Below are 12706 nucleotides of genomic sequence, written 5' to 3' on the forward strand. Positions count from 1 at the left end.
AGCTGAACGCACGCTGAAGACGACCGCCGGCGGCTCAGCGCGGCAACGCGTCCACGAAGGCCTGGTAGGTAGGGGTGCCGGGCGCGCGGTCGAGGACCGCGAACACGACCTCGTCGAAAGCGGGACCCTCGCGCAGCGCGGTCGCGAAGATCTCCGCGACGGTGGCCGGGTCGTTGCCGAAGACACCGCAGCCCCAGGCGCCGAGTACCAGGCGGCGGTGGCCGTGCGCGGCCGCGATCGCGAGGACGCGGCCGGCGCGGCGGGCGATCACGGCCGGGATCTCCGGCTGGTGCTCGGGGGCGATCGCGGTGCGGTTGGGGGCGGCCGAGGTCAGGAACGAGACCGGGTAGGGCTCGGCGAGCAGGGTTCCGTCGTCGTCGCGGAAGACCGGGACGCCGGGGGAGTAGATCACCCGGTCGGAGTACATCGGGTCGGGGTTCGCGCGGTGGTAGGCGTAGAACTCGTCGGCCGCGCGCAGGCTGGGGTAGAGCGCGGAGGCGCGCGCCAGGCTCTCCTCCTGCGCTTCCGCGCCGTTGAGGAAGCCCCCGCCGGGGCTGCGCGCCGAGGCGAAATTCAGACAGGCGCTGCGGACGCCGAGCCGCCGCGCCGCCGCCAGCGAGGTCTCGTTGGTCACCGCTATCGACGCGACGCCGCGCGCGCCGGTCGGGGCCGGGACGGGGTCGCCCGGCCGGTACAGCCGGGTTCCGGCCACGGCCGCGGTGATGGCGTCGGGGAACGCCACCTCGCCGTAGCCGCCGCGTTCGATGATTTCCACCGTTTCCTGGGCTATCGCGCGGCGCGCTTCTCGAATCATGAGGTCTCCATCGTCCCATCTGGAGTACTCGGCGTGCCCGCCGGGCGGAGGCGTACGGGCTCGCGACTGCCGATCCTCGCAGAAGGAGCCCGAGCTACTACTAGACCGGCCGGCCGGCGGCGCGGTTCGGCCGGGCCGCCGGCTACCCGACCTCGGCGAGCACGCGGCCGGTCTCGAGCAGCGTCTTGAGGTCCGAGAGCAGGCGCGACCAGCCGCCACGCAGCATGTCGTGGAGGAGGCCGTCCGGGTCGAGGTCGCCGTGGATCACGGTCAGCTTCACCACGCCGTCCTCGGCCGGTTCGAGGTCGAACGTGACGGTCGAGCGGGGCTCGGCGGCGATCGTCGCGCGGGTCTGCTCGTCGACGCCCGCGGCCTCGGCCCACTGCGGCGTGAACGTGTGCCAGGTGTACGAGAGGCGCCGGTACGGGTCGGCGACGAGCACGCGCTGTGCGGGATCGTCGGTCGTGTTGCCCTTCTCCTCCCAGGCCATCGGTGCGTTCTCGGTCCAGTCGGAGCGGAACGTCACGCCCCAGTAGGCGCGGGTGAACTCGGGATCCCGCAGCGCGTTCCACAGTTGTTGCGGCGTCGTGCGGATGTAGGTCGTGTAGACGAACTCGGCGCGGCTCATGGGGGCCTCCAGGGTGTGCTTGAGGTCGGCGAGAACACGGGTGCGATCGCGGTGGTACCGGTTGATCCAGCGGTCGGCGATCGCGGTGATCGGCCCCGCGTCCAGATAGTGCAGTTTTTCGCGGCCCTGGCGCGCGGCGCGGATCAGGCCGGCGGCCTCGAGCACCGCGAGGTGCTTGCTGACCGCCTGGCGGGTCAGGTCGAGATCGGTGCAGAGTTCCCGCAGGCTCTGGCCGTTGTGTTCGTTCAGCCGGTCGAGGAGCAGCCGGCGGTACGGGTCGGCGAGCGCTTTGAAGATCGGATCATCCATCGGCAACCTCCCGGTTGCCTAAGATAGGGAACCGAAAAGTTGCGTGTCAAGGCCGTTCGAACGCGGACGAGCGCCGGTCCGCGCCCCGGGTCCGGTGGTGGCAACCGATAAGCTCGGGTCGTCGATCACGCATCTGACTGGAGCACTCTGTGCGGGAGATCGCTGTCTTCAGCGGTAGTGCCCACCGCGACCTGGCCGCCGCCATCTGCGAGTACCTCGAGACCCCCCTGCTGCCGGTTCGCGTCGACCGGTTCGCCAACGACTGCCTCGAAGTACAACTGCAGGGCAACTGCCGGGAGCGCGACGTGTTCCTCGTCCAGCCGCTCGTGCGGCCCGTGCAGGAGCACCTCGTCGAACTACTGATGATGCTGGACGCCGCGCGCGGCGCGTCGGCGGCGCGAACCACAGTCGTCCTGCCGCACTACGCCTACGCGCGATCGGACAAGAAGGACACTCCGCGGATCTCGATCGGCGGCCGCCTGGTCGCCGACCTGCTGGTCGCCGCAGGTGCGAGCCGCATCCTGACGATGACGCTGCACTCGCCGCAGGTGCACGGGTTCTTCAGCGTGCCGGTGGATCACCTCCACGCGCTGCGCGAGCTGGCGGAGCACTTCTCGCAGTACGACCTGTCGAACACCACGGTGGTCTCGCCCGACCTCGGCAACGCCAAGGAAGCGGCCCGCTTCGCGCGGCGGCTCGGCGTGCCGGTGGCGGCCGGGGCCAAGCAGCGCTTCGCCGACGACCGGGTGTCGATCAGTTCGGTGATCGGCGACGTCGCCGGGCGGGACATCATCGTGCTGGACGACGAGATCGCGAAGGGCAGCACGGTACTCGAACTGCTGGAACGCCTTCGCGAGCTGGGCGCGCGGTCGGTGCGGCTCGCGTGCACCCACGGCCTGTTCGCCGCGGGCGCGTTGAAGCGGCTCGGCGATCAGCCCGACGTCACCGAGATCGTGTGCACCGACACGGTGCCGATCCCGGCCGGAGACCGGATCGACAAGCTGAAGGTGCTGTCGATCGCTCCGGCGCTCGCCGAGGCGATGCGCCGGATCCACGACGGCGAGTCGGTGAGCGCGCTGTTCGATTCGGTCAACTGACGCAGAGACAGAACGGATGGCCCGCCGGGTCGAGGAAGACCCGGAACGTCGTGCCGGGCTGGTGTTCGTGCTTGGTCGCGCCGAGTTCCAGGACCGCGGCCTCGGCGGTGTCGAGATCGTCGACCACCACGTCGACGTGGAGCTGCTGCGGCACGTCTTGACCCGGCCAGACCGGCGGGCGGTAATTCTCCACCTGCTGGAACGAGATGCACTGGCCGTAGTCGGCCTTCACGTCGGCCCAGCCGGGGGACGTGCGCACCTTCCAGTCGAGCATCGTGCCGTAGAACGCCGCGAGCTCGCCGGGATCGGCGCAGTCGATGACCAGGCTGGGGAAACGGGCGATTGCCACGGGGCCTCCGGCGAAATTGAGTATCGGCACGGTTCGCTACGTTGGTATCACTCGCCTATGACAGAACAGCGGTTGGCGGGCGGCAACATGGGCGGCGCCGTCCGGATCGACGACGTCGTCCACAAGCCGGCGAAGCCGTGGACCGCGACCGTGCACGCGTTGCTGCAGTATCTGGCCTCGGTGGGTTTCGAGGGCGCTCCGACGGCGCTCGGATTCGATCCGGACGGCCGGGAGATGCTCTCGTACCTGCCGGGTGACGTGATCGGGGCACGGGTTCCGTGGCCGGGCTGGGCGTTCGAGGACTCGACGCTGGTGCAGGTCGGCGCCTGGCTGCGGCGTCTGCACGACGCGACCGAGTCGTTCGTGCCGCCGGAGGGCGAACGGTGGTTCTCGGGCCGGGAGCTGAAGCCCGGGCTGGTCGTGGGCCACCAGGACGCGGCGCCGTACAACGCGGTGTACTCCGGCGCCACGCTGCTCGGGTTCTTCGACTGGGATACGGCGGGTCCGTCCACCCGGGAGCTCGACCTGGCGTTCTCGGCGCTCTCGTGGGTACCGCTCTACACGCCCGAGGCCGCCCGGATGTTCGGGTTCACCGCACCCGACGACCGCTCGCGCCGGTTGCACCTGCTGCTGGACTCCTACGGGTACTCCGGTGACCGCGGCGCGTTCGGCGCGGTCGTCGTGCAGCGGGCGCGGGTGCAGGCCCAGGTGATCCGCCAGTTGGCGGGCACCGGCGACCCGGCCGGCACCGCCCTGATCCCGGTGGCCGAGAACCTCGAACGGTCGGCCGGCGAGATCGAGGCGTTCCCGGCGGAGTTCTGGGAGCTACCGCCCCGGTAGTGGCGGACGCGCCGGCCCGGCCGTGGTGCCGGCGCGCTCCACGTCGTCGACCCGGCCCGGGCGACCTAGCGGACCGGCGTGGTGGTCCAGGTCGAGTCGTCGGCGAGCGAGCCGACCGGCCGCAGACTCCCGCCCACCCGTTCGCACTCGGCCCGCACCTCGGCGACCGAGTGGCCCTTCCGGACCTGGCAGGTCACCGTGTAGACGTCCGGCCCGGACTGGCGCTGGATCGTCACCTCGAGCGACGTCTCCTCGATCCTGACCGGGACGCCGTTCAGCGTGGCGTTCACGTCCAGAGGCGGCGAGGGCGGGCCAGGGGCGAGAGCGACGGTCACGGCGTGGGCGGCACCGCCGTCGCCGTTGAACGAGATCTGCGCCTCGGGGGAACCCAGCACCCGCGCGACGCTGGTGTGGACCAGCGTCAGCCCGGTCGGCCGCCGCACGGTGAACGGCATCGTGACCGGTTTTCCGGCGCCGGCCCGCGTCGACGACGCCACCCGCACCGCGACCGTGCGGGCGTCCTCGAAGCCGAGCACCCGGACGACCGCCTGGGCTCCCGGTGCCCATTCCCAGGTGAGCCACCCGCCCCCCGATTTGCCCTTCGGCCCGGCGGTCCACGTCGACGGCACACCGTTGACCTTCGGCGCCGGCACCGGCGCTGCCGTCTGGCCACCATAAAAAGGACCCTTGGTTCCGGGCACCACGAGGTCGATCGTGATGTCTCCCCAGGTGTACCCCCACACCTCGTAGGTTTCGCGAGTGGGGCTCACGGTGTGGGTCACCTGCTTCAGCTCCTCCGGCAACCACCCGGGCTCGATGAGCGTCCGCAGCGGATCGAAGCTGGTGGGGGCAGCGGTGACCGGCGGCGGGGCCGGTGCGGTCACCGCCGGAGCGGGCCGGACCGGGTCCGGGCGGAGCAGCGCGACGGTCGTGCCGGCGACCACCAGGACCACCACCGCGGCGGCGGCCGCGACCCACCGCCCGGTCCTGCGCCGCTGACGGCGGCCGAGCACCACGACCCGGTCGAGGTCGACCTCGGTCGGCGGCGACGGATCGGCGGAGATCTCGGCCAGCAAGGCGCGGGTGCGGGTCTCATCCATGGTCAGCTCCTCCGCCCGGTCGTGTGTTCGTTGTCGGGTAGTACGCGGCGCAGGGACGCGAGCGCTTTGGACGTCTGGCTCTTGACGGTGCCGGGCGAGCAGCTGAGCGCGGAGGCGGTCTGCTCGACCGAGAGGTCGGACCAGAACCGCAGCACGAGCACCGCACGCTGCCGCGGCGGGAGCCCGGCGAGCGCCGACCGCAGCGTCAGCGACTCCGAGGAGTCGGGCTCGGGGCGCGCCGCCACGTCCGGCGGCTCGTCGACGAGCACCACCCGGCGCGCCCAGGACGTCCGGCGCTCGTTCAGGAACACCCGCACCAGCGTGGTGCGGGCGTAGGCGGCGCGGTCGGTGGCCGCGGACACCTTGTCCCAGTGCACGTAGATCTGGACGAGCGCGCCCTGCACCAGATCGTCGGCGCGGTGCCAGTCCTGGCTGAGCACGTACGCCAACCGGCGCAGGCTCGGCAGGCGTTCCTGAGCGAACTCGCGATACGCCTGTTCCCGTGGATCGACCACGCCATCCCCTTCGCTCCCGGACGTCCCTCCTTTCGACAGAGGCGCCCGGCGGCGGATTCGGTTGTCCGCGAGTTCAGGCCCGGGTCATTCGAGGATCACCAGCTGCTGGGTCGCCCTGGTCATGGCCACGTAGCGGTCGACCGCGCCTTCGATGCCCTGGCCGAACGACGACGGCCTCACGAGGACGACCAGGTCGAACTCGAGGCCCTTCGACAGCACCGGGGTCAGCGACCGCACCCGGGGCCGCGCCTCGAACCCGGGCGCACCGATCACGCAGGCCACGCCCTCGGCGTGCGCGGCCAGCCACTCGTCGAGGATCCCCTCGAGCGCGGCGACCGGGCCGTGCACCACCGGCATCCCGTTGCTGCGGATCGACGTCGGCACGTTCGCGTCCGGCAGCGCGGCCCGGATGACCGGTTCGGCCTCGGCCATGACCTCCTCCGGCGTCCGGTAGTTGATCGTCAGCGACGCCAGCTCGACGCGGTCGAGCCCGATGCGCCGGAGCCGCTCCTCCCAGGACTCGGTGAACCCGTGGCGGGCCTGCGCGCGATCGCCCACGATCGTGAAACTCCGGGACGGGCAGCGCTGCAGCAGCATCTGCCACTCCGCGTCGGTCAGTTCCTGCGCCTCGTCGACCACGATGTGCGCGAACGGACCGGCCAGCGCGTCCGGGTCGGCGACCGGCAGGCCGCTGTCGTCGACCAGCACGTCCTGGAAGTCCTCGACCCGCAGCATCGTGACCAGACCCATGCCGTACTCGTCGTCGGCGGCCTCGATCAGGTTGTCGACGACCTGGTCCATCTGTTCGCGCCGGCGCGCCAGCAGCGCCTTGCGCCGCCGGTCACGCAGGCCCGCGGAGGCGTCGCCGAGCCGCTGCCGGGCGGCGTCCAGGATCGGCAGGTCCTCGACCGTCCAGGCCTTCGCGTCCGTCCGCTGCAGGGCCCGAACCTCGTCCGGGACGAGCCAGGGCGCGCACTTGCGCAGGTAGGCCGGCACCGACCAGAGATCGCTGACGACGTCGGCCGGGTCCAGCAGCGGCCAGGCCCGGTTGAGCATCGCCCGCAGGTCCTGGTGGTGCTCCAGCGCCTTGCGCAGGTCGTCCTGTTTCGCCGCGTCGGACTGTTTGGCGACCAGGATCTCGACGAGTTCCTCCCAGATTGCCTCCCGGGCCTCGTTGTGCGGGGTGCCGTGTCCGGGTGCGTCGAACGCCTCGGCCCAGTCGCCGGCCGAGAGCCACAGGCCGGCGATCCGCGCCGCCTTCGTGGGTGGTTCCTCGTAGAAGCGCACGGCCGCGTCCACGGCCTTCACCCACTCGGCGGACGCTTTGAGGCGCGCCGCTTCGTCGTCGGTCTCCGGTACGGCTCCGGCGCCCTCGGGCAGGAGATCGCCCAGCGTGCAGGTCTGGACGTCCTCCTCGCCCAGACTCGGGAGCACGTCGGCCACGTACGCCAGGTAGGGCTGGTGCGGTCCGACGAACAGGACGCCGCCCCGCCGGTAGCCGAGCCGCGGATCGGAGTAGAGCAGGTACGCGGTGCGGTGCAGGGCGACGACGGTCTTGCCGGTGCCGGGGCCGCCGTCGACGACCAGCGCACCCCGGGAACCGGCGCGGATGATCGCGTCCTGGTCGGCCTGGATCGTGCCCAGTACGTCGCGCATCTGCGCCGACCGGTTGGTGCCGAGGCTGGCGATGAACGCCGACTGGTCGTCGAGCGCGGCGTGGCCCTCGAGCCCGTCGGGCGTGAAGACCTCGTCCCAGTAGTCGGTGATCCGGCCGCGGGTCCAGCGGTAACGACGCCGGCTGACCAGGCCCATCGGGTTGGCGTGGGTCGCACCGAAGAACGGTTCGGCGGCGGCGGTCCGCCAGTCGACGAGCAGGCGGTGGCCGTCGCTGTCGGTGAGGCCGAGCCGCCCGATGTACAGCGGCTCGGGCTCGCCGGCGCGGACGATCCGGCCCAGGGTGAGGTCGAGACCGTACCTCCGGATCGTCCGGAGACGGGCGGTCAGCCGGTGGACCTCCAGGTCACGGTCGAGCGCCTCCTGACCGAGGCCGCCCGGGGCCCGGCGCGCGGCGTCGAGGCGGTCGGACAGGTCGGCGATCGTCTGCGTGAGGGTGTCAGCGATCGCCGCGAAGTGCTTCTCGTCGTCGGCGATCAGCGCTGGGCCGGCCTTGGCGGCGAGGTTCGCGGGGAGATCGAATGCGTTCACGAAGGGCAATTCTGGGCCCTGACCCGGGGCTTGCCGCAACAACCCCCCGCTGCTATACGTTCAAACGGGAACAGGTACGGCATCTGGGCCACCTCGCCCGCCGCGGCGGTTGATGTGTCACCGACCGAACAGTCGCGGCGTCGCCGCTGGAAACGAGTTCCCCCGCCCGGTGATTGACCCTTGTGGACATCGTCGTCCACACCTCCGGGGGTCACTCCATGGAACAGATGTCCGAGCTCCTACCCAAGCCGCTCATCGGCAAGGTCACGGTCGTCCTGATGGAGCTGGCGCTGATCCAGCTCGTCTGGGTGACCATCGACGGCATCCTCGCGGCCGACCTGCTGGTGCTGATCCCGGCCATGCTGTTCGTTCTCACCAGCGCCCTCGTCGCCGGGCAGTTCCTGGGCAACCGGTTCGTGTACGTCGCGACCATCCTGCTCGCGCTGGCCTACATTTTCACCGCCTACCCCTCGCTGACCAGGGCCGACAAGTGGTACGAGTGGATCGGCCCGGGCCTGATCATGGCCACCGGGTTCGTCATCGACGTGCTGATCTCGTCGTCGACGACCCGGCCGTGGATCGTCCGGCCCAAGCGGGCTCGGCGCGGGCAGGTGGCCCGGTGAACCCCGCCGTGTCCCCGGGGCCGGGGCCGCGGCCGGTTGCGCCCCGGCTCACGCTCGTCGTGATGGAGTTCGTGCTGGCCCAGGTCATCTGGGTCACGGCCTTCGGCCTGTCCGACGGTGACGTGCGGGCGCTCGTCCCGCTTCTGGTCCTCGTGGTCTGCACCGCGCTGATCTACGGGTTCTGGGAGGGCAACCCGTTCGTCTACCACCTGGTGAGCTGCCTCGCGTTCGCCTACGCGATCACGGCCTACCCGGGCCTGACGCGAGCGGTCGAGTGGCACGAGTGGATCCAGCCGTGCTCGACGATGATCGCCGCGATTGCGCTCAGCGCCGTGGTCGAGTCGGCGACCACCCGGGTGCACATCGCCCGGAAGCACCGGTCAGCGCGGGGCCGGGTGGGCTCCTAAAGCGGTGGTGAGCCAGCGGGCGACGGGCTGGAGCGTCGGCATCTCCGGCGCTCCGGCCAGCCGTGCGACGAGCTGGAAATACCGCTCGGCGTACGGATCGGCGCCGATCTCGATCCGGGTGCGCAGCGCGGCCCGGTAGGCGGGATCGTCGGCCCGGTCGAACTCGGCGGTGTACGCGGCGACGAGCTCGTCGACGATCGGGCCGGCTTCGGGCGAGGCCGGGTCGACGCCATCGGCGAGGGCCACCTCGACCCGCGCGCGGACGTGCTCGGTGAGCGCGCCGTGCAGGCCGGCCTCGTCGTTCGCGGCCTGGTGCTCGGCGGCGCGGCGGGCGGCGGCGCGGAAGTCCGGGTCGTTGATCAGCTCGGCGAGCGTGACCCAGTCGTCGAGCTGCTGCGGGGTCGGGTCGGCGGGCAGCTCCGGCAGCGACGCGCGCAGCAGCGCGACGAAGTCGGGGTTGGCGTCGAGATCACCGAACGTCTCGTCGATGAACGTGGCGACGAGACGCTCCCGCTCGGCGGCGGACAGGCGGGCGAGACGGTTCAAGAGAGACACCTCCGAGGGCTGGGTGCCGCGTGCGGCGATCAGTCCGAGCACCGCGCGACGGGCCTGGAGCAGCTGGACCTGGGCCTTCAGCGCGTCCGCGTGGGCGGCCGCGACGTCGGCGAGAGCGACCTGCCGCTCCAGGACGCGCCGGATCGTGCCCAGGTCGAGCCCGAGGTCCCGCAGCGCGCGGACGAGTTCGAGCCGGGCCGGCGCGCCGGTGTCGTAGCGCCGGTAGCCCGCCGCGGTCCGGGCCGTGGGCGGCACGATTCCTTCGTCCGCATAAAAACGGATCGTGCGGACCGGGAGGCCGGTGCGGGCGGACAGCTCGCCGATGGAGTAGAGGTCGTTCACGACCTCAGGGTGCAGCCTCCAGTGGCTGGAAACTCAAGCGGGAACGCGGCGGAGTTTGGTGAGGCGCTCCGGGGTGGGCCAGCGGACGTCGTACACCCAGCCGAGACGCTCGAAGATCCAGATCACCCGGGCCGAGACGTCGATCTCGCCGCGGCGGACGCCGTGACGGGCGTTGGTCGGGTCGGCGTGGTGCAGGTTGTGCCAGGCCTCACCCATGCTCAGGATCGCCAGCGGCCAGAAGTTCGTCGCCTTGTCGCGGGCCGCGAACGGACGCTCGCCGACCATGTGGCAGACCGAATTCACCGACCAGGTGACGTGGTGCAACAGCGTGATCCGGACCAGCCCGGCCCAGAAGAACGCGGTCAGCGCCCCGAACCACGACATCGTGATCACGCCGCCCAGCACGGCGGGCAGGGCCAGCGTCACGACCGTCAGCGGGCCGAACAACCGGTGCACGATCCGCATGTCTCGATCGTCGATCAGGTCGGGCGCGAAGCGCTCCTGATTCGTCAGCGACCGGTCGAGGATCCAGCCGAGGTGCGCGTGCCAGAACCCGCGCGCCAGCGCGAGCGGCGACGTGCCGAACAACCAGGGCGAATGCGGATCTCCCGGCTGGTCGGAGAACGCGTGGTGGCGGCGGTGATCGGCGACCCAGTGCCGGATCGGCCCCTGGACGGCCATGCTCCCGGCGACCGCGAGTGCCACCCGCAGCGGACGTTTGGCCTTGAACGACCCGTGCGTGAAGTATCGGTGGTAGCCGACCGTCGTACCCAGGCACGTCACCACGTAGAAGATCACCGCCAAGGCGACGTCGACCCAGCTCAGGCCCCAGCCCCAGGCGAACGGCACCGCCGCGAGCAGGGCGACGAACGGCAGGACGACGAACGCGTAGACGGTCAGGTGGGCGGGCAGTGGTCGCCGCCCGGCGAGCAGGCTCTTCGGCACTTCCGGACCGTAACTCCGCCGCGGGGCTACCCGACGAATACGACACAGCTACGACGTGAAGTGCTACTTCCCGGCGCGGGCGCGATCCCCCGGCTCGCCGGGGCGGGCGCGGGCGCGATCAGGCTCCTCCCGTCGACGAGCAGGGGTCCTCGGTGCCGCATGATGTGGCTTCTCACCGGTCGTCACTAACGAGGTCGCCATGGAAATCGCGTACTGGATCGTCGCCGGCTTGCTGGCGGTGTTCTATCTCTATGCCGGTGGCCAGAAGGTGGTCCGGAGCCAGGACCAGCTCCGGCCGATGATGGGGTGGGTCGACCAGCTCGGGATGCCGCTGGTGCGGACGATCGGGGTGCTGGAGTTGCTCGGGGCGATCGGGCTGATTCTGCCGCCGCTGACCGGGATCGCGGCCTGGCTCGCGATCGCGGCGGCCGTGGGGTTGGCGCTGGTACAGGTGGGCGGCATCGTCACGCACGTGCGGCGGGGCGAGGCGAAACTGCTGCCGCTGAACGTGGTGCTGCTGGTGCTGGCCGCGGTGGCGGCGTGGCTGGGCACCGCGGTCGTGTGAGGCGACGCCGGGCGGCTGTGCCGGCGCCCGCCGATACAGCCGTCCGGCCGCTATAAAGAACCGTGGATTTAGCGGCTCGGGTTTCGCTGCGGGGCTTGGTCGACCTCTACGCGTTCGCGTGCGATCGGCGTGACGGCGACGGGTTCGCGGCGTTGTTCGCGCCGGACGCCTCGCTGGTGGTCCACTGGCCGGGCCGGACGCCCTCGGTGATCACCGAACTGGCACAGGTGCCGGTCCGGCTGGGCCGCTACGACCGGACGTTCCACTTCGTCGGGAACCACCTGGTGTCCGTCCTCAGGGGTGATGATGCCGCCGGGGACGCCTACTGCCTGGCCCACCACGTGACCGGCGCCGACGACAAGGTGATCGCGATCCACTACGAGGATCGGTATCGCCGGGTCGGCGACGACTGGCGCTTCGCGCGCCGGGACGTCCGGGTGCAGTGGATCGACGATCGGAAAATCGGGTCATGACCCGGCCGCAGCTGTCGATGGCGGTGCCGTCGTTCGCGGCGTCGGATCCGGGGTCGTGGCAGCACCTGTTCGACGCCGCGGTGGCGGCGGACGAGTCCGGGGTGGACCGGATCGTGCTCTCGGACCACGTGGTGTTCGGCGAATCGCTCTCGTCCTACGGCGATCCGTCCCTCGGCGGCATAACCGGCGGACGGCAGCCGACCGGACCCGACGGGCACTGGCTCGAACCGATGACGACGCTCTCGGTGCTGGCCGGCAAGACGTCCCGGGTGCGGCTGGGGACGAACATCCTGCTGGCGGCGCTGCGCCGGCCGGTCGTGCTGGCCAAGGCGGCCGCCACCCTGGACGTGCTGTCGGGCGGGCGCCTCGATCTGGGCGTCGGGGTCGGGTGGCAGCGGGAGGAGTACGACGCCGCCGGCCTGGACTTCTCGGCGCGCGGTGCGCTGCTCGACGAGACGATCGCCACCTGTCAGGAGCTGTGGCGTTCGCGAGTCGCGACCGTGCCGGGTTCCGGCGGCATCCACATGATGCCGAAACCCGTGGCGGCCGAAGGCGTGCCGATCTGGGTGAGCGGCCGGTTGTCGCCGCGGTTGATCCGGCGGCTGGCGCGGTACGGGAGCGGCTGGATCCCGTGGGACACGCCCGATCTTCCCCGGGCGATCGGCGCGATGCGGGAGGGCGTGGCCGCGGCGGGCGTCGATCCGCTGCGGATCGGGGTGGTGGGCGGTCTGCGCGGGGTCCGGGACGGGGCCGGCCGGCTCGACGTGGCCGCGACCGTGCAGCCGGTACCCGCGCTGATCGCGGCCGGGGTGACGGATTTCCGGCTCGCCGTGTCCCGGCTGCCGGTCGAGCGCGAGCCCAGGACCGAGGCGCTCGGCCCGCTGGTGTCCGCGTTCCGGGAGGCTTCGAGATCAAGTTGACGCTTGATCAAGTAAATGC

The 12706-nt window shown here is 71.3% G+C and carries 15 protein-coding genes; 7 read left to right on the top strand and 8 right to left on the bottom strand.

What is annotated here, in order from left to right; translation table 11 throughout:
• Positions 1–34: 34 nt before the first annotated feature.
• Positions 35–814, bottom strand: coding sequence for a TIGR02452 family protein (locus ACIBZJ_RS21490; protein ID WP_395932134.1), 780 nt, complete (start codon positions 812–814; stop codon positions 35–37).
• A 142-nt stretch (positions 815–956) separates the two neighbouring features.
• Positions 957–1751: an ArsR/SmtB family transcription factor gene (locus tag ACIBZJ_RS21495; RefSeq protein ID WP_395932136.1), complete on the bottom strand. Its 795-nt coding sequence runs from the start codon at positions 1749–1751 to the stop codon at positions 957–959.
• Between the two features lie 149 nt (positions 1752–1900).
• Here ACIBZJ_RS21495 and ACIBZJ_RS21500 point away from each other — a divergent pair, with 149 nt between their 5' ends.
• Positions 1901–2848 (top strand): ribose-phosphate diphosphokinase, encoded by a 948-nt coding sequence (locus ACIBZJ_RS21500; RefSeq protein WP_395932138.1) that lies wholly within the window; start codon positions 1901–1903, stop codon positions 2846–2848.
• On the opposite strand, the gene ACIBZJ_RS21505 is transcribed toward ACIBZJ_RS21500, so the two are convergent.
• On the bottom strand, positions 2841–3197 hold the full coding sequence (locus ACIBZJ_RS21505) for a VOC family protein (protein ID WP_395932140.1): 357 nt from the start codon (positions 3195–3197) through the stop codon (positions 2841–2843). The genes ACIBZJ_RS21500 and ACIBZJ_RS21505 overlap by 8 nt on opposite strands.
• Before the next feature lie 57 nt (positions 3198–3254).
• On the opposite strand from ACIBZJ_RS21505, the gene ACIBZJ_RS21510 reads away from it, so the two are divergent.
• Positions 3255–4037, top strand: coding sequence for an aminoglycoside phosphotransferase family protein (locus tag ACIBZJ_RS21510; RefSeq protein WP_395932142.1), 783 nt, complete (start codon positions 3255–3257; stop codon positions 4035–4037).
• Between the two features lie 65 nt (positions 4038–4102).
• On the opposite strand, the gene ACIBZJ_RS21515 is transcribed toward ACIBZJ_RS21510, so the two are convergent.
• The 3 genes from ACIBZJ_RS21515 to helR all read right to left on the bottom strand — a co-directional run bounded on the left by ACIBZJ_RS21515 (position 4103) and on the right by helR (position 7857).
• On the bottom strand, positions 4103–5137 hold the full coding sequence (locus ACIBZJ_RS21515) for a hypothetical protein (protein WP_395932144.1): 1035 nt from the start codon (positions 5135–5137) through the stop codon (positions 4103–4105).
• A 2-nt stretch (positions 5138–5139) separates the two neighbouring features.
• Positions 5140–5652, bottom strand: a complete 513-nt coding sequence (locus tag ACIBZJ_RS21520; RefSeq protein WP_395932146.1) for a SigE family RNA polymerase sigma factor — start codon at positions 5650–5652, stop codon at positions 5140–5142.
• Between the two features lie 84 nt (positions 5653–5736).
• On the bottom strand, positions 5737–7857 hold the full coding sequence (gene helR, locus ACIBZJ_RS21525) for an RNA polymerase recycling motor ATPase HelR (RefSeq protein WP_395932148.1): 2121 nt from the start codon (positions 7855–7857) through the stop codon (positions 5737–5739).
• A gap of 227 nt (positions 7858–8084) precedes the next feature.
• On the opposite strand from helR, the gene ACIBZJ_RS21530 reads away from it, so the two are divergent.
• A complete protein-coding gene (locus ACIBZJ_RS21530; RefSeq protein ID WP_395932150.1) occupies positions 8085–8480 on the top strand; it encodes a hypothetical protein in 396 nt (131 codons plus the stop codon).
• Positions 8477–8887 carry a hypothetical protein gene (locus ACIBZJ_RS21535; protein WP_395932152.1) on the top strand — a complete coding sequence of 137 codons (411 nt, stop codon included), beginning with the start codon at positions 8477–8479 and terminating at the stop codon, positions 8885–8887. Before ACIBZJ_RS21530 ends, ACIBZJ_RS21535 begins: the two co-directional genes overlap by 4 nt.
• Here the strand turns inward: ACIBZJ_RS21535 and ACIBZJ_RS21540 are convergent.
• Together ACIBZJ_RS21540 and ACIBZJ_RS21545 are read right to left on the bottom strand one after the other, a co-directional pair.
• Positions 8861–9784, bottom strand: a complete 924-nt coding sequence (locus ACIBZJ_RS21540) for a MerR family transcriptional regulator (RefSeq protein ID WP_395932154.1) — start codon at positions 9782–9784, stop codon at positions 8861–8863. The two genes, ACIBZJ_RS21535 and ACIBZJ_RS21540, sit on opposite strands and share 27 nt — an antisense overlap.
• Before the next feature lie 33 nt (positions 9785–9817).
• Positions 9818–10729, bottom strand: coding sequence for an acyl-CoA desaturase (locus ACIBZJ_RS21545; RefSeq protein ID WP_395932156.1), 912 nt, complete (start codon positions 10727–10729; stop codon positions 9818–9820).
• A gap of 199 nt (positions 10730–10928) precedes the next feature.
• Here ACIBZJ_RS21545 and ACIBZJ_RS21550 point away from each other — a divergent pair, with 199 nt between their 5' ends.
• The 3 genes from ACIBZJ_RS21550 (at position 10929) to ACIBZJ_RS21560 (ending at position 12687) form a co-directional block, all read left to right on the top strand.
• The gene (locus ACIBZJ_RS21550) at positions 10929–11294 is read left to right on the top strand and encodes a DoxX family protein (RefSeq protein WP_395932158.1); all 366 of its coding nucleotides are present in this window, start codon (positions 10929–10931) and stop codon (positions 11292–11294) included.
• Between the two features lie 62 nt (positions 11295–11356).
• Positions 11357–11767, top strand: a complete 411-nt coding sequence (locus ACIBZJ_RS21555) for a nuclear transport factor 2 family protein (RefSeq protein WP_395932160.1) — start codon at positions 11357–11359, stop codon at positions 11765–11767.
• Positions 11764–12687, top strand: coding sequence for a TIGR03619 family F420-dependent LLM class oxidoreductase (locus ACIBZJ_RS21560; protein WP_395932162.1), 924 nt, complete (start codon positions 11764–11766; stop codon positions 12685–12687). The genes ACIBZJ_RS21555 and ACIBZJ_RS21560 overlap by 4 nt, the downstream gene beginning before the upstream one ends.
• The last annotated feature ends 19 nt before the right edge of the window (positions 12688–12706 follow it).

Source organism: Cryptosporangium sp. NPDC051539 (assembly GCF_044454545.1).
In the GTDB taxonomy this organism is placed as follows: domain Bacteria; phylum Actinomycetota; class Actinomycetes; order Mycobacteriales; family Cryptosporangiaceae; genus Cryptosporangium.